Here is an 18,502-nt window from a genome sequence, read left to right on the forward strand (position 1 = left end):
TGCTAATCTTTTACTTAAACTTATTATAGCAGATCGGCAAAAACAGCCTTTGAATAACTATTTCAATAAATTTCAAACTAAAAAAAGAATCATTATGATGGGAAAAACAGAATCCAAAAGCAAAGAAAAATCCAGATTTTTAATGGTTCTACCATTAATTGCATTACTGGTGATAATATTCTCCTGTGAGGGGAATGAGGATCATGAACTGATCATAGATGCTGATGAGAGCGGTGAAACAGTGTTGAAAGCTTCCTCTGGAGAGGTATATGATGTGGTTGAGAATCCGCCTATGCCTGCGGGAGGATTTGACGGGTGGATCCTTTACCTCAGTCAAAACTTGACTTAACCTGCTCAAGCCAAAAAAGATGGGATAGAGGGAACGGTGTATGTGGCCTTTGTCATCGAAGTGGATGGGTCCGTCCAAGGGGTAGAAATACTTAGGGGCATTGGCGGAGGCTGTGATGAAGAAGCCATAAGGGTCGTTAAAAATGCACCCGAATGGGAGCCTGGTTCCCAAAAAGGTCAAAAAGTTAACTGTAAAATGAGAGTGCCTATCAAGTTTAAATTATCGGCAAATACTTAAAATTTTAAGAAAAGTTTAAATTGATAGCCATCAAAACCGGCTCTTATTATGGCCGGTTTTTACATTTTTTTAGTTTCTTGTTAATACAATAATATCTGAATCTTTTCTAATGGCAAATAGTGATCTAATAATACTCACAACATACTTTTCTCCCACAGTAGACCATCATTTTTTATTTCAGGCATTGCTTTCTATCATTAAGATAACTTAGCTATCATTCTCTTATAACATCTTCTTTATCACAACCTTATCATGTCTAACTTGTTATCATAATATAATTTCAAAAAAAAAAATGAAAATCTATTTATTGATATTCGTATTATGTATTTCCTTTAGTAAGGTTAGTACTGGCCAGCAGGATCATCGGGATGATTTTGATATGAACGCTATCGGTGGTGGGGCTTTTAGGGATTATATTTCAGCACATATTACCGAAGATGATCTATGGGCTACATCAATGAAAAAATTTGGCACTTTCCATTCCCTGATGCATGAGATGATGAGCGAACTGGCCAGGTATAATGGTGGCGCGGAAGATGAAACCGACATGATTCCAGATTTCACTGAAAGAATCTCCGGAGGCGAGTGGACAGCGTATAGGAAAAATATCGAGAAAAATGAAGAAGGTACATGGAAGGATTTTGTGCAGCAGGCTGAACTCATGCATGACCGTGTGCACCAAGCGATGTTTTATGCCGTGATGCTGGACAATCAATTAAAGAACAGGGGCGTAAATATTACGGAATATGCAGATGAGGACAGGGCGCCGTATGATGTCGGTGATGTGCTCCCTGAACTCCATACGCTGAACCTAAACCATATCCACAGAGACAGCTTCCGGGATTTTGTCTGGCATTCGGATAAATTGAAAGGAAGGCATCTTCATGCAGCCATGCACCTGATGATGACCTTTGATGAAATGAGAGATGATCTGATCAATATATGGGCCCAGCATGCCAATAAATTACACGAGCCCAGCTGTGCAGGTACTTTTGGGGATCGGATCAAAATGATAGATTGGGACCAGTACAGTTCTTCAATAGAAAACTGTGCTGATGAAGACTGGAAGGCTTTCGTCAAATCCATTTCACTCATGCAAAATCGCATCAACCAGATGATGGATTTCATAATCACACATATTGAAGAAAAATAATGCATACATAAGAAGTGAAAACGTCAGACAAAGACAGGCTATATTTTTTTTTATGGGCAACTAAATACATGACACTTATAAATTTTTTAACACATAGCTATGAAGATTGCTATGATTGTTTGATTCTTTAAAAATATAGTTTAAACCCATTATTGCCCCTTACTATCTCATGAACCTAAGGTGGAGCACTCCATTATTTCATAAGTGGTCATCAGTACCGATCATCTTTAATTAAAGGAAAAGATAGGATAAAAAGTGAAAAAATTTTTCCACTATAAGCTAAAGCTGGGAAAAATATAAAATCTTTATATCAATGATTGATTATCGTCCTAAAGGTAAGGTTGATCCTGGGGCCCTTTACTTTTTTAGTAGGGGGAAGCCGATGGAGCCAGTGCGATTGGGTAAGACCTTTCATAATCAATAAGCTTCCGTTATATAGTATTATCGAAACCGTTTCTTTACTTTCTTTATGCTTAAAGGCAAATTTCCGTTCTGCACCCAGACTCAAGGAAGCAATGGCCCCGTTTTTTTTCAAATCTTTCTCCCCGTCACTGTGCCAGGCCATACCCTCCTCCCCACTGTGGTAGAGGTTGAGCAAACAGGAATTAAAGGTTTCACCAGATGATCGTTCTATCAAATTTTTCAGTTCCTGCAGTTCTTTGGTCCAAGGGAGAGCAGACTTGGTGACATTGGAATAGGTATATTCAAATGGCCTGTCACCATACCAGGCCACCTTCCGCTTGGTCACATAGCGCTTACCAAAGATTACCGCTTCGTCATTTTTCCATTCTATCGATTCAAATAATATTTTGAAATATTGATCAGCATTTTGGATATCCATTACTTTTCCGTGGTAGTAGGCCTCCCCTTCTTTGGGAAGCAGGTTTTTTTGTGGGTTGATGGCTTCTGGAAAAAGGTTGTTTATGGACATAAAATAAATTTGGGAAAAGACTATAATGTTCTACTATATAATATTTTGCTATAAAAATGCTATCAATGCTATTTGTAATCTAACTTTCGTCCGAAAGAAAATGTTCCACTATTGGTAAGCCTATTGCTAATGAAAGCATTCAAATTACTCCTACTTTTTATCCTATTCATCGGTGTTTTAGGGTGGCTCCTTCCCCAGCGCTTCTCTAATCCTCTAGTAGGTGCTGCCAAATACAGTTACAATGCACAGTCCTTCTGGTATTCTCCATGGGGTAAATCAGTCACCCATAAAGAAGTGGTTTTTTTGCAAAAAAAAGCTCTGAGGTAGTCGGCTCCACCTACGGTCTTATCCTGTACAGCAGGCTGTTCGATATGGGAGGAAATGTGGTTTTGGTACTTGGCCCTACAAGAAGACTTCATTACTAAGCCAAGGTGGAAGCCATCCACACTTCCACTATTAATTGGGTAGGTAGAAATGAGCCTATAGGGACCGTAGGGACCAGTGGCAATGCAGCCGGCCACCACCCCATCTCCACTATTCTATCCTTACACCCATCTCCTATGTATGGTTGATGGACGATGAAATCCAAGGCTGGCAGAAAGGGTTTTATCTGAATCCCATTCCATATCTGGAGGAGTACAATGATGTTATGGATGATAATCTCCGGATACATATTTCCTCTTTGATTGAAAAGGCAGAATGTCCGGGTATGACTAAGATTAAAAAAGAACAGGAATCCACGGGGAGCCGGTTCTTTGATTTGTTAACCCTTATAAAGAAATTACCCATTTATTTCTAATATAGAAGGATGCCTGTAGCCTTAAGTTTATCCCTTCACTTTTTGTAATACTATTTCCTGCTTCCGCTCCATTACTACCTGATAAACCATTATTCCTACCATCGCCGAAAACATGGATAAAAGGACCCAGCCATTGACAATCCCAAACCAGCTTCTTCCCTCGGTAATCATCAAAAGCCCTGACAGCATCCTGCCTATCAGGGTAATCTGAAATACACTCCAGAGAGGCCATAATATGGAATGGAAAACCGTCTGTGATCTTTTAAATACTGTCGGAATTATAATCGGAGCATGTGCCCAGATCATTGAAAAGACAAAACCCAAGAAAAATGTGTGCAGGAAAAGGTCGTAGAAATAGGGATGGCTCTCCATCAGGCAAAGTACAAGACCAAATATCACTAACCATACATAGCCAATAATCAGCCCAAGACCTATATAACGGTGATAGCCACCCTTACGCACAGCTATCCGTGCCATATCAAACCGCAGCAACCATAATCCCATAGTAACCGCACATATTCCCATTATCCAATTTCCTCCTTCATGAAAAGGAACCACTAATCCCACAAAGAACACGGTCAACAAGGTATGCAACAATGCCTTGCTCCCTAAGGGACTGGGTAAGAATTTACCAAATTCCAATCGCTCGCCAACTATGGTCAATAAACCAAAGCCTATCCACCATGTGGTAGCCACCGGCACAAAGCCCGTTTTAATCACCAAAATATTACCTATAAGCCAGCAAATTGACCCTACGCACATCACTACCTGTTCAGGAAGTTTATGCTTCATGTACTGGATATACATGACTAAAAATAAGCCCACACTTTCCACCGCGAGGCAATACATGCCCAATTCTTCTTGTCCAGCTATAAATAAACCTGTAGCCACCAATCCCAGAATAGGAGCAATGAGCCAAGCCTTATTCTTCATCACCATACATCGCTCCAGGCAGATCAGGGTGCCCATAAAACCTCCCACCATCAGCAAGCCATGGCTCATCGCAGCAGATGCTATAGGCAGAGCTATATAACCCAATCGAATCCAACCCCCCACTGTCCCTATCAGTAAACCTATCAGGATAAGCGGCATAAGATATTGTGGTTTTATTGAATCAATAATCTTCTGACCAGACATAATGGGTTATATTAAAGATCTTTTTTCTTGAAAATATACATAGACCAGGACACAGGAATCAAAGCCCACAGCATCAATACCATAGTCGAATAAATGAAGCCCATATTGGATCCAAAGAAGTCTTTGTAAAATGCACCGGTATATCCCATCATGGCCGAACTATCCAACTGCAGTAGCATAAGTATCCTCGCCAGGTCTACAGGATTAAATGAAATCATAGCAAGGGTAGCCTTTTCGATAGGGTAATCACTGAACTGGTAAATGGCCCAAAGTAATAAAGCATCATAAATTAAGGCAAAATAGAACCAGAACAACAGTCCTACCCCGATGGCTTTGGCTTTGTCTCTGGTAAATACAGCTGCCAAAAATGCAATGGATACAAATACAAAAGTCAGCATCAATCCAGAATACAGCAGCATAAGGGCGGAACTGTTTACCCCATAAATGAATATGGGTAAACCAACTCCTACAATTAAAGCTAGGCTTAATGCCATTATAACTGCCAGATATTGACTGATAAAGATTTTCTTTCTATTCAACGGTTGGGCCAGCATCATTTCTATAAATTCATATGAATTATAAAAATGGATGGTTGTAAAAATTACACCTACGAGAGGTACGATGAGCAGCATGATATTCAATAGGCTCAGTACCACTTTCGCATCATCCGAATCCAGCATGTACATGGAGAAAGTCGCCAATAACAGAAAACCTAAGTATAATAATATGAAGCGGGTCCGCAGCATATCATAAAGGATATATTTTATAATGCGTGTCATGACTTTATGAGTTGATTGACAAAATTATTTTGGGTGATCAGGCAGCTGATAGCTTTGCCCAATCTTATTTCTCCGGTTTCCTTTTTGAGCTGCTTGATGGTATCATGATAGAGCAGATCTCCCTCAAAGAGATATACCAGGTCGGTGGCCAGGTCATCTAAGTCACTCATAATATGAGAAGTGATGATGATCAGTTTGCCGGATTCTTTTTCCTGTTTGATTTTATCCTTCAGGATCTCCACCGACACCGGATCCAGTCCGGCAGTAGGCTCATCCAATATCAGAATTGGAGGATTGAAAAAGAAAGCCAGGGCAGCGCTCACTTTTTGGCGCATGCCTCCGGACAGAGTATGCATCCTTTTGTCGTAGAACTTTTCCAGTTCGAAGCTTTTGATGAGTTCCTCATCCATCACACCCTTATGGTTTCGTATATTCTTGATCATACCTATCACCTGACCCACGGTCATGTTTTCGGGATATCTACCGATCTGGGGCATATAGCCTATTTTTTCACGGTACTTCCATTCCTGCAGGATACTCTCCCCTCCTATCTGCACATCACCTGATGTCGGGATCACCAGACCTAGGAGGATCTTGATCAGCGTGGTCTTTCCCGACCCGTTTGGACCAATGAGCGCATAGGATTTGCCTAGTTCCAACCTAAGATTCAGGTCTTTTATGGCTTGGAACTTTCCGAATTTCTTATTTATTTTTTCTATCGAGATCATAAGGCTTCATGGTTGGGTAATTGTCTTTTAGATTTTCGGGGGTGATGGCAGGGATTACCTTTTCGGCCTTGTCCAGCATCTGGACCAGAAAGCTCCTCCATATCAGCATGGCGGCGGGTACCCGCTCTACGATGAAAGAAAACATATTGACCGGGTGGAATGGTATATCCCCTATCCCGTCCTTATTAAGGTCATATCCCTGATATTTATCCCAGTAGTTCCCATCTATGGTATTGAGCACCAACTTTCCATTGGTAGAGATATCAAATGTATTGGCGATGAAATTATTTTTCAGAAACACATTGTCATCGCAACTGGCCATAAGCTTGATGGCCCAGCCGTTTTCTCTGAAGATGTTGTTATGAAACTGGGTACGGCTCGTCCCTTCCATATAGATACCTATGGTGTTTTTCTTAAACTTATTTCCGGATATTTCACAGTCGCGCATATCCTTCAGCAGTAAGCCATAAGAGGATGTGCCCCAGTTGTCTTCAAAGTTATTTCGGTGCATCTTCATGGAGTGGGAATACATCACTGCCACCCCTGCTCCATTATTTCTAAAGGTATTATCTATATATTCGTTTTCATGGGAAAACATGAAATGAAGGCCATACCGCATGTTACCATCACTTAGGTTTTGCTTGATAGTCGAGTTAGTGACAAATTCAAAATATATCCCGTCCCGGTGCCCTTTAATTTCATTATCGATTATCCTGGCGTTTTTGCACTTCCATAGGTGGATGCCATTTCCCAGTTGATATTCATGTGCAGCGGATGCTTTTAATCTGTTTCCTCGGATCAAGGCTCCATTGGTATTGGACAGGTGTATGGCAAAAAAAGTATCATCAAATTTATTATCCACTATCCTTACCTGATGAGCGTCCAGACATTTGATGCCTGCCAGGTCATCCACACTGGACATGCCTGAATTTTTGAGGAATAGCCCTTTTAAGGTAATGTTTTTAGCCGCCAAGGTAAATATCTCACCCACTCCTCCGGCATCAATTATAGGATAATCTTTACCGATAATGGTGAGGGGTTTCTGGATAATTATATTGTTTTCGTGGTAGATACCTGGATTGATGATGATAGTGTCCCCTGCATTGGCTTTCTCCACTGCCTGCTTTATGGATTTATATTGTCCATTTAGTCCAACAGATATTTGCTGAGCATGACCGGAAGCCATGCCCAAGCAAATTAGAAATATTATATATAGGTTTATCTTCATCTCCATTTAGTTTATCATATCTACACCCCATTGAATTTTCTGACTGATCAATCTATGGATGCTCTCATCTGAAAGTAATTCAACATCTCCCCTCCCTTCCACCTCTTCATCATCTGCTGAGCAGCATCCTCTGAATTAAAGGCTGCTATATGGCTGCCCATTGGGCTTTTAATTTCATCCGACTTGACATAATATGCCCGGTCAGCATTGATAAGTGTCTTAGGTTCGCTAAAGTCGATTACGAGTTTATATTTTAAATTTTCCTCCGCAATATCATTTTCATCGATATAGTTAATTTTACAGTTTACATCATCAAACTTATAGATCCTGCCTTTATCGGTAATGATCTCGGCTCCGAATTTAGGATCCATGATTACCATCTTACAGTGATCACAGGCATCTTTGCCAAAGTCTATCGGCTCTGGATCTACCTGACAGGCGAAAAGCAACAAAATGGGGATAAAGTAAAGGAAGTGCGTTTTCATAATTATATTGTTTATTTTATAACTAGTGGATTTCTTTTGGCTGTTTTATACTGAATCCTTTTCCTAACTTCAATTACCGCGGCAGCTATACCCAGTACTCCAGCCGCTACAGCAAGCCATCCTCCTATATCGGGGGCAGAAAATGCGAGGAAATTCAGTAGCTCCTTAGACCCGATCAAGGGTGGCTGATAACTCATACCCGGTACCTTAATGGCGGCTGTGGGGTCTAGGTTATGTCCATAATCATAGCTCCAAAGGTAAAAATCAAGCATCCCTGCTATTCCAGCCAGTACCAATACCACAAGATATGTCCATACCCCAAACTGCTTACCTATTAGGGCTAGAATGATCCCGAGTGCTATAATACCACCTAGTATGTAAGGCATAATTTCAAATTCAGGAAACATCTCCACATGGATCTCTTTCATCCCTATATAGTGGTTAAGACCATTAATGATTGCAATATCTCCTGTAATATTATCTATCCATATATGCATACTCAGCCATTCAGGATACTGGGGAGCCCACATCTGAATCTGCCAGATAGGGACAAAGAACAGTGCTACCATAATCAGTGAAGAGAGTAGGATTAGAATCCTGGAGATAGGCTGCATGGAGTTCATGGAATATGTTTTTTAAAGGCTACAGGCGACTGACCACCTGTAGCCAGTTGGGTTTATTCTCCTAGGGATGATTTCAAAGCCACCGTACTGTTGGCCGGAGACACACGGAGGTATCCTGACATTTCCTGGTGCAGGGCAGAGCAGAAGTCAGTACAGTAAAAGGGGAAGATGCCCGGCCTATCCGGTGTCCATTTTAGTGTCTGAGTGGCTCCGGGCATGATCAGTATTTCGGCCGTATTGGCCCCTTTGATGGCAAAGCCATGGGGCACGTCCCAATCCTGCTCTAGGTTGGTGACGTGGAAATAAACGTCATCCCCCACTTTCACACCTTCTATATTATCCGGGGCAAAGTGAGATCTGATGGAGGTCATATATACATGAACCTTATTTCCATCTCTCTCGACTCTGGCATTGCCAGCCCCTTTGGTCACATATGGGTGATTGTTGTCTTCTATTCTGTATATTTTAACCTGTTTATCTTTTATCAAAGTAGCTGGAAAAGCTTCAGCATAGTGAGGCTCTCCTATGGTAGGAAAATCCAACAATAACTGCATCTTATCTCCAGATATGTCGAACAGCTGAGCTGAATGGGCCAGTTCAGGTCCTGTAGGTAAGTACCTGTCCTTGGTTATTTTATTATAGGCTACCATATACTTTCCATGTGGCTTGGCAGTAGGTCCCCCAGGGATAGATAAGTGGCCTATAGAATAGAAAGTAGGTGTCCTGTCTAGTACTTCTAAGGTTTCTATATCCCATTTGACTATTTCAGAAGATACAAACATTGAGGTATAGGCATTGCCTCTCCCGTCAAATTCAGTGTGCAAGGGGCCTAGGCCTGGCTTGTCTACGACTCCATGAAGCGCTGATTCATATCTTATAATAGGATGACCGTCGTATTCCCCCTCAAAATCCTTATCTTCGATCGCCTTCATCAGTTTAGTAAAGGAGAAAACAGGAATCAGGGCTGCGAGTTTGCCACTACCCACTATATACTCGCCTGTAGGGTCTACATCAGTACCATGGGGAGACTTGGGACAAGGGATAAAGTAGATGATGTCCTTTAATAATTTAGGATCCAATTGAAGCACTTCTTCCATCATGGTAGAGGAAGCAGTATGGGTATTGTGATCCAGCTTATTGTGTGCGTACCTGGCTTTAACCAGATTTCCTTCACCAGCCTTGATGTATTCCTCTGCCTTCTTCCAGTTTACCGCCATGATGAAATCTTTATCTCTCTGGGAGGCATTTACTTCCAGTAAGGTGTGCGCCTGCTCTGTATTATAGGTAGAGAAGAAAAACCACCCATGTGACTTTCCTTTACCGGCTCTTGACAGGTCAAAATTCACCCCCGGCGTCACGAGCTGGAATGCCAGGCTCATATCCCCCTGATTACCTACCTTGATGAAACTGACCGTTCCTCTAAAGTTTTTCTTATAGGTATCTATAGAGACATCATTGTCTTCATCCGTTCCTATAGGAACAGAGAATCGGGTACCTGCTATTACATATTCAGTATTTTCTGTGATGAAAGGAGATGAATGGTTTCCAGCACTGTTTGGTATCTCTATGATTTCCTCTGTTTCGAAAGTATTGAGATTTAATCTTGCGATTCTTGGTGTGTTATTTCCATTAGCAAAGGCCCATCGTGCATCATGCTCACCATTGGTAGTAGATATGGCTATATGGTGCAGATCATCCCAAGGTACATAGCCATGTGAAGTGTTCAACATAGGTTTGGACTCTTCGCTGAATCCATAGCCATTTTCAGGATGGGCGGAGAACACCGGCACTATCTTCAAAACCCTCCCTGAAGGAAGGCCTACCACACTTATCTGCCCATTAAAACCACCGGAAACAATATTGTAAAACTCATCATGCTCTCCGGGCGCCACATAGACCCTGGAAGCGGCATCTCCCACACTCTGTGAACCGCTGGTCTGCGGCCTGCAGCCGGTAGCCATGCCCATGGCCACTATAGCTGCCGACACCGCCGTGATACGAAATACTTGCTTTATTTTCATAGTACTCTTGTTAAAGGGGGATTATTCTATTAGTTTACAGCAGCGTCCATCTGTCCGGTACGCTCTTTGTCATTTTTGCGCATGAACTCCAGCAGCTGCCTGGCATCGCCAACTGATACGTTTTGATTGGGCATTCTCATCAGGCATTCTTCCAACATGGCCTGTGCTTCAGGATCTTTGTCCAGCATCACATCCACATTGGTAATCATATTCATGATCCATTCTGGCTTTCTTCTGTTAGTTATATTTTCAAACCCAGGCCCCACTACTCGCTGGTCATTCAGCTTATGGCAGGACGAACATTTCATGTCATAGATGGATTTGCCTACTTCTACCATATTTTCATCGATATCTGCCGTAAGTTCTACATGGGTGATCTCACCTATACCTTTACCTTCTCTTATAGATTGGGGTTCGTCGTCTCCACCCGAAGATTGGGTGGTAGTGGAGGTAATAGTACCTGTGTCCCCACCTCCACATGAGATAAGGAAAAGTAGGGCTATCAGCATTGCAGACGATCTTATAGTATTCATAGATTTATCCTTTTGATTATGTGAAATTGATTAAAATCTTTTTAGAGTAGCATGAGATACATCATGCTTTTATATGATTGTTAGCGTGTGAATATTCGGATAAAGTAGGCTTTATGGCCATTACCAATAATCCTAAAGGCAATAATATGGAGAAACCCAGCAGTACTTCATGGTAGTATGGAAGTGTCCCCCATCTCGCCCAGAAGAAAAGCCCCTGGATAAAAAGGATAGCTTCTGTCATGATATAGCCGATGCTGAATATGTAAATGCCGGAGGTTTTGATGACAGCCACCTCCTTGATATAAAGAAGAAGAAGGATAAGTCCGGTAATAAAGCCTAACATGGTCAGGTGGATATAGCCGATCATAAACTGCCTGATGGTGGTGGATATTTCAGTTACCTCCGGCACCACCAAAGCGGCCTGTATGGCTACCTTAATGATCAGTGAGACCAGGCCAAATCCTATCAACCAGCTGACTGTACCGGATTTTTGAGTTAAAACCTGAAAAAATTTATCTTTAACCGGCAATAGTAAAAAGCCAAATGCCATCACTTGTAAGATCACCCCTACTGCATTGATGACATACATATAATGTTCTAAATATGCCCAGTACAGTACCTGGAAAAAAGTCAGAACTAAACTGAAAATATAAACGGTAAAGAAGATTTTGAAATGGGAATCCGTGAAGGTAAGCCCCCATTGGTTAAGCTGATATACCAGTAAAGCAAGTATAGACAAGGCAAACCACCCATTGAACTGGAAATGCAGGTAAAACTGAACCACTACCATATATATAGGATCATTCCGTAGCTGTAACGCCATCACAGGGCCCATGCACCATATGCCGATGGTGGAAATGATCAGGAAAAGCAGACTTGCCCGGACCAAAAGAAAAATATGTTTATTCTCAATCACTAGATCCTTCCATATCCTCCAGACAAATAGATAACTGGCTATAATATGCAGGCTAGAAAATGTGATGGATACAGCGCCATATCCCTGTATAGGAAAACTGATCATCATGCCTACCACTGTAAACTGGGTAAACCAAAACAAGCGGTTGTAAAACGAAGAGGTTTTTTTATGTCTGGGGACAAAGGCATCTATCAGCAGGGCAAAAAGTATCAAGTATACCCATCCCAGCATCGCTACATGGGAATGTCCATGGAGCATGGTTCTATAATCCATCCATGGTACTTCTGCTACGAAAACATAGCGCAATAAAACTCCCATGATGGAAGCGACCACAAAATTCAAAAGCGATATCAATACCCAGGAACTACGCATCGTTTTACCTTTCTCTAATTAAATCCAGCACCACCGGACAGTATCCGGTGGCCACTGGGCCTATTCATCATCTAACACACTAAACACCTATGGCTTCAACAGTACATTCAGCTTTGACAGCGTTGGGAAACAGGATATTATTTTCAAGATGGATATGTCTATGCAGGTCTTTTTCGAATTCATCCAATAGGGCAAATGTCACCTTATAAGTATTGCAGGCATCTGCTGGAGGCGTATATCCATTAGTCAATTGGGCTATCTTCTCAAACCTGTCCCCTTCTGCCTCATGCTCTGACATCATCATCTGGATAGGATTTTTTACTGTACTGAAATGAGGTACATCCATGCTTTTCACTTCCTGATGGTACTTCACCATCTTGCGGACATATGGAAAAAGAATAAGTTCTTCCTTCTTCATATGGGCAGTAAGGTCCCCGGCAGATGCGCTGAACAGTCGGTAAATATCAAACAGCTCAGGATGGGCATCTCCATGTACTTTGCATAATTTATTCAGATACTGCAGCAAAATTGGAATTCTGGCTTCCACATACCGGTGATGCTTCTTTTCTATATAGTCTGCCAATAGATCCATGGGCCATGATTTGAAATCGATGTCTCCATCAGATTTTTCATTTAGGACGGCAGCCAGTGCCTCCCTTACTTCTGCTGGATTAATATTTTTGCCTTCACATGCCTCTTCTATTGTCCTGTTGCCCTTACAGCAGAAGTCAATTTTAAATGATCCAAACACCGTAGCTGCTCTGTAATCCTGCGCTACATATTCCCCGATAGTCTGATTTAAATTTTTCATAATATTAATTAGATTTTTATACCTTTTTATCTTTTATTAATGTATTTTTTTTACTGGTATTTAGAAATGTTTTCCCATTGATCAGCCCATGGGCCAGCTGTAACAGATTAGCTTTTTTCACCATGGCATTTAGATCTGCCCTTACCAGATTGAAATGCTCATGTATGGGACAGGGATGGTCCTCAGAACACTCTGAAAGTCCCAGTCCACAGCTACTGTAGATCTGGCCACCATCCAGAGCCATTATTATCCCATGAAAATTAATAGTCTCCATTGCCTCCGGTGCAATTTCAAAACCTCCTTTTGGACCTCTACGGGAAAGTAGTATACCCTCATTGCTCAGTGACTGTAATATCTTAGTTGTATAGCCCAAGGGGGAGCCGATTTTATCAGAGATTAATCTCAGGTTAATCCTATTTCCTTTGAGTGACTCCCTCGCTATGAGGATACTGGCCCTTATACCATATTCACATCTTCTTGAAACCATTGAAGTCTTTCCTTTTATCTGATATACAAATATACGTATAAAATTCTATTTAGGACAAAAAAGTCTTTTATTATTTTATTTATTTTTAATCCTCGCTTTTAATGAATATTTTCATATTCAGCAAAGCAGGAATCTGTTTCATAAAGCTTTACTCTTCTTACAGAAAACCCTTGAGGAAGTAAACCAGCTAGCTGCTCTGATAAGTGTAAAACCATTCTTTCCGCGGTGGGCTCTGTTTCCATCCAATAGGTTTTCCCATTCAGATGATCGAATTCAGAATGGTTGATTTCATTGTCCTTTAAAATTAAAGCATGGTCCCAGGGTTCAATGGCAATTTTATTTACAAGTGATTTTAGAATTTTAAAGTCCATCAGCATATCTCCTTTAACCATCTCTTTTCCGGAGATAGTCACTTCTAATTTATAACTGTGCCCATGAAGATACTGGCACGCACCATCATAATCTGATATGCGGTGTGCCGCTTCAAAGTGAAAAGATTTTGTAATGGAAAGCATATGATAATGTATTTATGGAAATAATATTTTTAAAAGAAAAAGTATTCCCCATGATTCGCCCAACTTCTATTTTTTTGAACAAAGCTATCCTGATACCCTGTATTCACCAAAAATTAACATTATTTATTTAGGACCAAAAGGTATGATATTAATCATCACCCAATATGACAAATGATCTCTTCCTCCCTGTCCAATATTTCTACCTTGAAACGAACTATTGCTAATTTAATCTAACATTATGGATCAATATGTAATCAAAAGGAATGGCACCTATGAAATCTTTCATGCTTATAAAATCAAAGACGCCTTGGAGCGGGGCTTTAACAGTGTACATCAAGCATATGATGCAGAACTATTCGAAGTAATATCCTGCAGCCTTGGTACCCGTACCATATGGTCTGTCGAAGAAATCCAAGATTTAATCGAGAAAACGCTTTTCGCCCACCGCTACTTTGAGGTGATGAGGTCATTTATGCTTTATAGACATACGCGCAAACTGCAGAGGGAGCACATAGCGGGACTTAACGAGGATACCACCTATATCAATAGCACGCAGACTATAGAAGAATACATAGGTCAGACAGACTGGCGCATAAATGCCAATGCAAACACCTCCTATTCCAATGCAGGGCTGGTAAACAATGTAGCGGGAAAAGTCATCGCCAATTATTGGCTGGATAAAATATACAGCAAAGAGGAGGGCAATGCCCATCGAAATGGTGACATACACATCCATGATCTTGATTGTCTAACCGGTTATTGCGCCGGTTGGAGCCTGAGAGCACTGCTGAATGAAGGTTTTAACGGGGTACGGGGACGTGTCGAAAGCCGTCCTCCCTCCCACTTCCGCGAGGCACTTGGCCAGATGGCAAACTTCCTCGGCATCCTCCAGAGCGAATGGGCCGGTGCCCAAGCCTTCAGCTCATTTGACACATACCTTGCTCCCTATGTATTTAAAGATAAGCTATCCTACGACGATATTCTGAAAGCCATCAGGAGCTTTGTATACAACCTTAATGTGCCGGCCCGGTGGGGACAGTCGCCTTTTACCAATATCACCATAGACTGGACAGTTCCCGAAGATCTGAAGGAACAGATCCCTACCAAAATGGACCTGCACTTGTTTAAAGATTTAGATCGTCCTGAATTGGTGGAATTGGCAAAGTCCCGCGGAGTAAACCACCTTGAGGAGCTCACCTACAAACATTTCAAGCCGGAGATGGCCCTCATCAACAAAGCATATTATACTGTAATGACGGAGGGTGATGCCAATGGCCAACCCTTTACCTTCCCCATTCCTACTGTAAATATCACAGAAGATTTTGACTGGTATGGAGAGAATACAGACATCTTATTCGAAAACACAGCCAAAATAGGTTCTTCTTATTTCCAAAATTTTATCGGCAGCCAATACCGGACAGATGCTGACGGTAACCGCATAGAAAATCCTGAAGCATATAAACCAAATGCGGTAAGAAGTATGTGCTGCAGACTACAGCTTGATCTAAGAGAACTGTTAAAAAGAGGCAATGGGCTCTTTGGCAGTGCGGAGATGACCGGAAGCATAGGGGTAGTCACCATTAACATGGCCCGGCTCGGCTATCTGTACCCTGGAAATAAGGATGGACTTTTTGACAAGCTAAACCAATTGATGAAGTTTGCCAAGTCAACTTTGGAGAAAAAAAGAAAGTTTATCCAGGATATGTTTGACAGAGGTTTATACCCTTATACCAAAAGATACCTCACCCATTTCAGAAACCACTTCTCCACCATAGGAGTGAACGGAATGAACGAGATGATCAAAAATTTCACCTTAGGTAAAGAAGATATCACCACTCCATATGGGATCAATCTTGCCACGGTCATCCTCGAGCATATCAGGGCTACCATGAAAATTTACCAAGAGGAAACCGGCAATTTATACAACTTAGAGGCTACTCCGGCGGAAGGTACTACCTATAGATTTGCAAAGGAGGATCTAAAGAGATTTCCCGACATCATACAAGCCGGTCAGGGAGAAAACATCTATTATACCAACAGTTCGCAGATCCCGGTAGACCATACCGAAGATCCATTTGAAGCCTTATTGCTGCAGGATGATCTGCAGTGCAAATATACAGGAGGAACAGTCCTGCACCTGTATATGAGTGAAAAGATCAGCAGCCCTGAAGCCTGCAGAAATTTTATCAGGAAAGTATTGTCAACTTTCAGACTCCCCTACATCACCCTGACACCCGTCTTCAGTATTTGCCCCGTGCACGGCTATCTGAACGGTGAACATGAGTACTGCCCCAAATGTGATGACCTCTTGATTACAGAAATAAACCAAAACCAAAAAGAACTAATATGAAAATCCAAGAAATTTTAAAAACAATACCAGAAAAAAGAACAAAATGCCTGGTCTATACCCGGGTGATGGGCTATCACCGACCTGTGGAAAGTTTTAATATCGGGAAGAAAGGTGAACATCGCCAAAGGTTGCACTTCGAAGAGAAGTCCACGTGATATATGGACTTCTTTGACAATTGTTATAAAGAGCCTGCCATTTATATGCGCAGGCTTTATTTACTTGGGTCTCATTCTTCTATCATAACTACTGCAATAACGTAAACACAATATTATAGATCTCCTTATGTGACAATTATCATAATATGGATTGATGTATCCCTTATTTTAAGCTATGGATCTATATTATTTTTGAACAGGATATTTTTCCTACGGTATTGAAATAAAACACATTTATAAATTTACATAGACCCACATAACATGAGCCCAAAAATCGAACGCACGGTCAATAAAGAAAGGATAGCCCGACCGATATTCAATATTACCCCTTTCACGCTATTGGATTATCCAGGCAAGATAGCCTGCATCTTATGGTTTGCAGGGTGTAATATGCGATGCATATATTGTTACAACCCGGAAATCGTAATGGGAAAGGGAAAATTATTTCTTGACCAAGCCATGGTATTTATAGAATCCAGAAAGCACCTTATTGATGGTGTAGTATTGAGTGGCGGTGAATGTACCCTGCACAGGGATATCATACCTTTGACCCGAAACATAAAAGATAAAGGTTTAGATGTAAAAATAGATACAAATGGAGCGCTGCCCGAACGTATAGATGAAATGATTAATCAAGGATTGGTGGATTACATTGCGCTAGATTTTAAAAGCCTGCCAAAAAACTTTGAATCGATAACGGGTTCCCGTTTATTTGATGCTTTTGAGAGTACCCTTCAACTTCTTATCCAATCTAAAATAGCATATGAAGTGAGAACAACAGTACATTCAGATCTAATCAGTGTAGATGAACTTAAACAGATGGTAAAATACCTGGACACAAAAGGCTATAAAGGAAAATATTATATACAGCATTTTACGAACGGCAAACCTACTATAGGAAATATAAATGACGGTAAACCTTTCAAAGATCTTATCCAATATTCTACCAAAAACATTCAGATAGTGGAGAGAGGGTTTTGAGAAGATGGGTGTTTTATGTAGAACAACGTTGACAAATAAAAAAAAGGAAGAGAGAAGGAAGCCGAGGATTTATTTTTGAGGTTGAATATAATATCGAAACCTTTTAATTGAAATATTTTTTTTATTTTGACCTCTTAAATAGTTCCACTTATAAGCATTTTGTTTACTTTAAGGTTTCATATCTACCTACTATACATCATGAAAAAAACTATATTCCTATTTATGATACCTGTTTTATTTTTAGGTTGTAATGCTCCAGCCAATGAGCAACAAGATTTAAGAGATGAACAAACGGATTCCCGAACTATGAATGAACCAGATAGCCTATTAAGGCATGTAGTCCTTTTTAAATTCAAAGACAGCTCCTCCGAAGCTGATATAAAGGAAATAGTGGATGCATTCAGAGCCCTTCCCGATCAGATAGACGGCATCACAGGTTTTGAATGGGGTACAAATGTTAGCCCCGAGGGATTGGGAGATGGTTTTACCCACTGCTTTTTCGTTACTTTCAGGGATGAAAGATCTAGAGACGAATACCTCCCCCACCCTGATCACAAAACCTTCGGTGAAATTCTGGGTCCTCATCTGGATAAAGTGCTGGTGGTGGATTATTGGGCAAGGCAGTAAGTTAATATGGGACCCAACTGTTAAAATCGACAACTTAAATGCCGATCTGCTAAATCCGCATTGTAATGAAACTGTCCTGAAAGGATTACATGTTTATAGGTAAAATGTTCATACCATATACCGATCCTAAAGGGGTCGTATGTGATGCACCCGCATAATTTAAAACTGGAATAAATCTCTAATAATTAAGCTATTAAAACTATAGAAAAGGCGCCAACTTTATGTCATTGCCTTTTTATATGATTTCATTATCACAATATTGATAAAAAGTAACTTTTTTCACCA

The 18,502-nt window shown here is 41.0% G+C and carries 21 protein-coding genes and 1 pseudogene; 8 read left to right on the forward strand and 14 right to left on the reverse strand.

The window, feature by feature from the left end:
* The first annotated feature begins 94 nt into the window (after positions 1-94).
* The 3 genes and pseudogenes from EL17_RS24310 to EL17_RS00920 all read left to right on the forward strand — a co-directional run bounded on the left by EL17_RS24310 (position 95) and on the right by EL17_RS00920 (position 1,739).
* Positions 95-349: a hypothetical protein gene (locus EL17_RS24310; protein ID WP_051719683.1), complete on the forward strand. Its 255-nt coding sequence runs from the start codon at positions 95-97 to the stop codon at positions 347-349.
* Positions 350-361: 12 nt separating this feature from the next.
* A pseudogene (locus EL17_RS23000) lies at positions 362-586 on the forward strand (energy transducer TonB); the annotation flags it as partial.
* A gap of 292 nt (positions 587-878) precedes the next feature.
* Positions 879-1,739, forward strand: coding sequence for a hypothetical protein (locus EL17_RS00920; RefSeq protein WP_035068759.1), 861 nt, complete (start codon positions 879-881; stop codon positions 1,737-1,739).
* 310 nt (positions 1,740-2,049) lie between these two features.
* On the opposite strand, the gene EL17_RS00925 is transcribed toward EL17_RS00920, so the two are convergent.
* Positions 2,050-2,670 carry an alpha-ketoglutarate-dependent dioxygenase AlkB family protein gene (locus EL17_RS00925; protein ID WP_035068761.1) on the reverse strand — a complete coding sequence of 207 codons (621 nt, stop codon included), beginning with the start codon at positions 2,668-2,670 and terminating at the stop codon, positions 2,050-2,052.
* Between the two features lie 129 nt (positions 2,671-2,799).
* On the opposite strand from EL17_RS00925, the gene EL17_RS23785 reads away from it, so the two are divergent.
* Positions 2,800-2,997 (forward strand): hypothetical protein, encoded by a 198-nt coding sequence (locus EL17_RS23785; RefSeq protein WP_035068763.1) that lies wholly within the window; start codon positions 2,800-2,802, stop codon positions 2,995-2,997.
* Between the two features lie 94 nt (positions 2,998-3,091).
* Here EL17_RS23785 and EL17_RS23790 read toward each other — a convergent pair whose 3' ends face one another.
* From EL17_RS23790 to queD, 13 genes are all read right to left on the reverse strand, one after another.
* Positions 3,092-3,343, reverse strand: coding sequence for a hypothetical protein (locus EL17_RS23790; protein WP_035068766.1), 252 nt, complete (start codon positions 3,341-3,343; stop codon positions 3,092-3,094).
* A gap of 153 nt (positions 3,344-3,496) precedes the next feature.
* On the reverse strand, positions 3,497-4,561 hold the full coding sequence (locus EL17_RS00940; RefSeq protein ID WP_164674885.1) for a hypothetical protein: 1,065 nt from the start codon (positions 4,559-4,561) through the stop codon (positions 3,497-3,499).
* Positions 4,562-4,617: 56 nt separating this feature from the next.
* The gene (locus EL17_RS00945; RefSeq protein WP_035068769.1) at positions 4,618-5,385 is read right to left on the reverse strand and encodes an ABC transporter permease subunit; all 768 of its coding nucleotides are present in this window, start codon (positions 5,383-5,385) and stop codon (positions 4,618-4,620) included.
* Positions 5,382-6,113: an ABC transporter ATP-binding protein gene (locus tag EL17_RS00950; RefSeq protein ID WP_035068771.1), complete on the reverse strand. Its 732-nt coding sequence runs from the start codon at positions 6,111-6,113 to the stop codon at positions 5,382-5,384. Before EL17_RS00950 ends, EL17_RS00945 begins: the two co-directional genes overlap by 4 nt.
* A complete protein-coding gene (locus EL17_RS00955; RefSeq protein WP_035068774.1) occupies positions 6,088-7,341 on the reverse strand; it encodes a nitrous oxide reductase family maturation protein NosD in 1,254 nt (417 codons plus the stop codon). Before EL17_RS00955 ends, EL17_RS00950 begins: the two co-directional genes overlap by 26 nt.
* 47 nt (positions 7,342-7,388) lie before the next feature.
* Complete coding sequence (locus tag EL17_RS00960; RefSeq protein ID WP_035068776.1) at positions 7,389-7,826, reverse strand: nitrous oxide reductase accessory protein NosL; 438 nt, start codon at positions 7,824-7,826, stop codon at positions 7,389-7,391.
* A gap of 11 nt (positions 7,827-7,837) precedes the next feature.
* Complete coding sequence (locus EL17_RS00965) at positions 7,838-8,449, reverse strand: hypothetical protein (RefSeq protein ID WP_035068778.1); 612 nt, start codon at positions 8,447-8,449, stop codon at positions 7,838-7,840.
* Between the two features lie 53 nt (positions 8,450-8,502).
* Positions 8,503-10,470 carry a Sec-dependent nitrous-oxide reductase gene (gene nosZ / locus EL17_RS00970; RefSeq protein WP_035068779.1) on the reverse strand — a complete coding sequence of 656 codons (1,968 nt, stop codon included), beginning with the start codon at positions 10,468-10,470 and terminating at the stop codon, positions 8,503-8,505.
* A gap of 29 nt (positions 10,471-10,499) precedes the next feature.
* Positions 10,500-11,003 carry a c-type cytochrome gene (locus tag EL17_RS00975; protein ID WP_035068781.1) on the reverse strand — a complete coding sequence of 168 codons (504 nt, stop codon included), beginning with the start codon at positions 11,001-11,003 and terminating at the stop codon, positions 10,500-10,502.
* 61 nt (positions 11,004-11,064) lie between these two features.
* Positions 11,065-12,291 carry a hypothetical protein gene (locus EL17_RS00980; RefSeq protein ID WP_035068784.1) on the reverse strand — a complete coding sequence of 409 codons (1,227 nt, stop codon included), beginning with the start codon at positions 12,289-12,291 and terminating at the stop codon, positions 11,065-11,067.
* A 79-nt stretch (positions 12,292-12,370) separates the two neighbouring features.
* Positions 12,371-13,102, reverse strand: coding sequence for an iron-sulfur cluster repair di-iron protein (ric, locus tag EL17_RS00985; RefSeq protein ID WP_035068787.1), 732 nt, complete (start codon positions 13,100-13,102; stop codon positions 12,371-12,373).
* Positions 13,103-13,118: 16 nt separating this feature from the next.
* A complete protein-coding gene (locus EL17_RS00990) occupies positions 13,119-13,589 on the reverse strand; it encodes an RrF2 family transcriptional regulator (RefSeq protein ID WP_051719686.1) in 471 nt (156 codons plus the stop codon).
* Between the two features lie 98 nt (positions 13,590-13,687).
* Positions 13,688-14,104, reverse strand: a complete 417-nt coding sequence (gene queD / locus EL17_RS00995; RefSeq protein ID WP_035068789.1) for a 6-carboxytetrahydropterin synthase QueD — start codon at positions 14,102-14,104, stop codon at positions 13,688-13,690.
* Positions 14,105-14,342: 238 nt separating this feature from the next.
* Here queD and EL17_RS01000 point away from each other — a divergent pair, with 238 nt between their 5' ends.
* The 4 genes from EL17_RS01000 (at position 14,343) to EL17_RS01010 (ending at position 18,217) form a co-directional block, all read left to right on the forward strand.
* The gene (locus EL17_RS01000; protein WP_035068791.1) at positions 14,343-16,454 is read left to right on the forward strand and encodes a ribonucleoside triphosphate reductase; all 2,112 of its coding nucleotides are present in this window, start codon (positions 14,343-14,345) and stop codon (positions 16,452-16,454) included.
* The gene (gene nrdD, locus EL17_RS24170; RefSeq protein ID WP_164674886.1) at positions 16,451-16,609 is read left to right on the forward strand and encodes an anaerobic ribonucleoside-triphosphate reductase; all 159 of its coding nucleotides are present in this window, start codon (positions 16,451-16,453) and stop codon (positions 16,607-16,609) included. Before EL17_RS01000 ends, nrdD begins: the two co-directional genes overlap by 4 nt.
* A gap of 261 nt (positions 16,610-16,870) precedes the next feature.
* Entirely contained in the window at positions 16,871-17,590 is a 720-nt protein-coding gene (locus tag EL17_RS01005) for an anaerobic ribonucleoside-triphosphate reductase activating protein (RefSeq protein WP_051719687.1), read from the forward strand.
* 306 nt (positions 17,591-17,896) lie between these two features.
* The gene (locus tag EL17_RS01010) at positions 17,897-18,217 is read left to right on the forward strand and encodes a Dabb family protein (protein ID WP_394332153.1); all 321 of its coding nucleotides are present in this window, start codon (positions 17,897-17,899) and stop codon (positions 18,215-18,217) included.
* The last annotated feature ends 285 nt before the right edge of the window (positions 18,218-18,502 follow it).

The organism is Anditalea andensis (assembly GCF_000714815.1).
In the GTDB taxonomy this organism is placed as follows: Bacteria; Bacteroidota; Bacteroidia; order Cytophagales; family Cyclobacteriaceae; genus Anditalea; species Anditalea andensis.

What these genes read in the sequence shown, in the direction of transcription:
- EL17_RS24310 (WP_051719683.1), top strand. Translation starts at nt 95, where the DNA reads ATGATGGGAAAAACAGAATCCAAAAGCAAAGAAAAATCCAGATTTTTA.
- EL17_RS00940 (WP_164674885.1), bottom strand. Translation starts at nt 4,561, where the DNA reads ATGCCGCTTATCCTGATAGGTTTACTGATAGGGACAGTGGGGGGTTGG.
- EL17_RS01005 (WP_051719687.1), top strand. Translation starts at nt 16,871, where the DNA reads ATGAGCCCAAAAATCGAACGCACGGTCAATAAAGAAAGGATAGCCCGA.
- EL17_RS23785 (WP_035068763.1), top strand. Translation starts at nt 2,800, where the DNA reads ATGAAAGCATTCAAATTACTCCTACTTTTTATCCTATTCATCGGTGTT.
- EL17_RS00950 (WP_035068771.1), bottom strand. Translation starts at nt 6,113, where the DNA reads ATGATCTCGATAGAAAAAATAAATAAGAAATTCGGAAAGTTCCAAGCC.
- EL17_RS01000 (WP_035068791.1), top strand. Translation starts at nt 14,343, where the DNA reads ATGGATCAATATGTAATCAAAAGGAATGGCACCTATGAAATCTTTCAT.
- ric (WP_035068787.1), bottom strand. Translation starts at nt 13,102, where the DNA reads ATGAAAAATTTAAATCAGACTATCGGGGAATATGTAGCGCAGGATTAC.
- nrdD (WP_164674886.1), top strand. Translation starts at nt 16,451, where the DNA reads ATGAAAATCCAAGAAATTTTAAAAACAATACCAGAAAAAAGAACAAAA.
- EL17_RS01010 (WP_394332153.1), top strand. Translation starts at nt 17,897, where the DNA reads ATGAATGAACCAGATAGCCTATTAAGGCATGTAGTCCTTTTTAAATTC.
- EL17_RS00975 (WP_035068781.1), bottom strand. Translation starts at nt 11,003, where the DNA reads ATGAATACTATAAGATCGTCTGCAATGCTGATAGCCCTACTTTTCCTT.
- EL17_RS00945 (WP_035068769.1), bottom strand. Translation starts at nt 5,385, where the DNA reads ATGACACGCATTATAAAATATATCCTTTATGATATGCTGCGGACCCGC.
- EL17_RS23790 (WP_035068766.1), bottom strand. Translation starts at nt 3,343, where the DNA reads ATGTATCCGGAGATTATCATCCATAACATCATTGTACTCCTCCAGATA.
- EL17_RS00925 (WP_035068761.1), bottom strand. Translation starts at nt 2,670, where the DNA reads ATGTCCATAAACAACCTTTTTCCAGAAGCCATCAACCCACAAAAAAAC.
- EL17_RS00980 (WP_035068784.1), bottom strand. Translation starts at nt 12,291, where the DNA reads ATGCGTAGTTCCTGGGTATTGATATCGCTTTTGAATTTTGTGGTCGCT.
- EL17_RS00955 (WP_035068774.1), bottom strand. Translation starts at nt 7,341, where the DNA reads ATGAAGATAAACCTATATATAATATTTCTAATTTGCTTGGGCATGGCT.
- EL17_RS00960 (WP_035068776.1), bottom strand. Translation starts at nt 7,826, where the DNA reads ATGAAAACGCACTTCCTTTACTTTATCCCCATTTTGTTGCTTTTCGCC.
- queD (WP_035068789.1), bottom strand. Translation starts at nt 14,104, where the DNA reads ATGCTTTCCATTACAAAATCTTTTCACTTTGAAGCGGCACACCGCATA.
- nosZ (WP_035068779.1), bottom strand. Translation starts at nt 10,470, where the DNA reads ATGAAAATAAAGCAAGTATTTCGTATCACGGCGGTGTCGGCAGCTATA.
- EL17_RS00965 (WP_035068778.1), bottom strand. Translation starts at nt 8,449, where the DNA reads ATGAACTCCATGCAGCCTATCTCCAGGATTCTAATCCTACTCTCTTCA.
- EL17_RS00990 (WP_051719686.1), bottom strand. Translation starts at nt 13,589, where the DNA reads ATGGTTTCAAGAAGATGTGAATATGGTATAAGGGCCAGTATCCTCATA.
- EL17_RS00920 (WP_035068759.1), top strand. Translation starts at nt 879, where the DNA reads ATGAAAATCTATTTATTGATATTCGTATTATGTATTTCCTTTAGTAAG.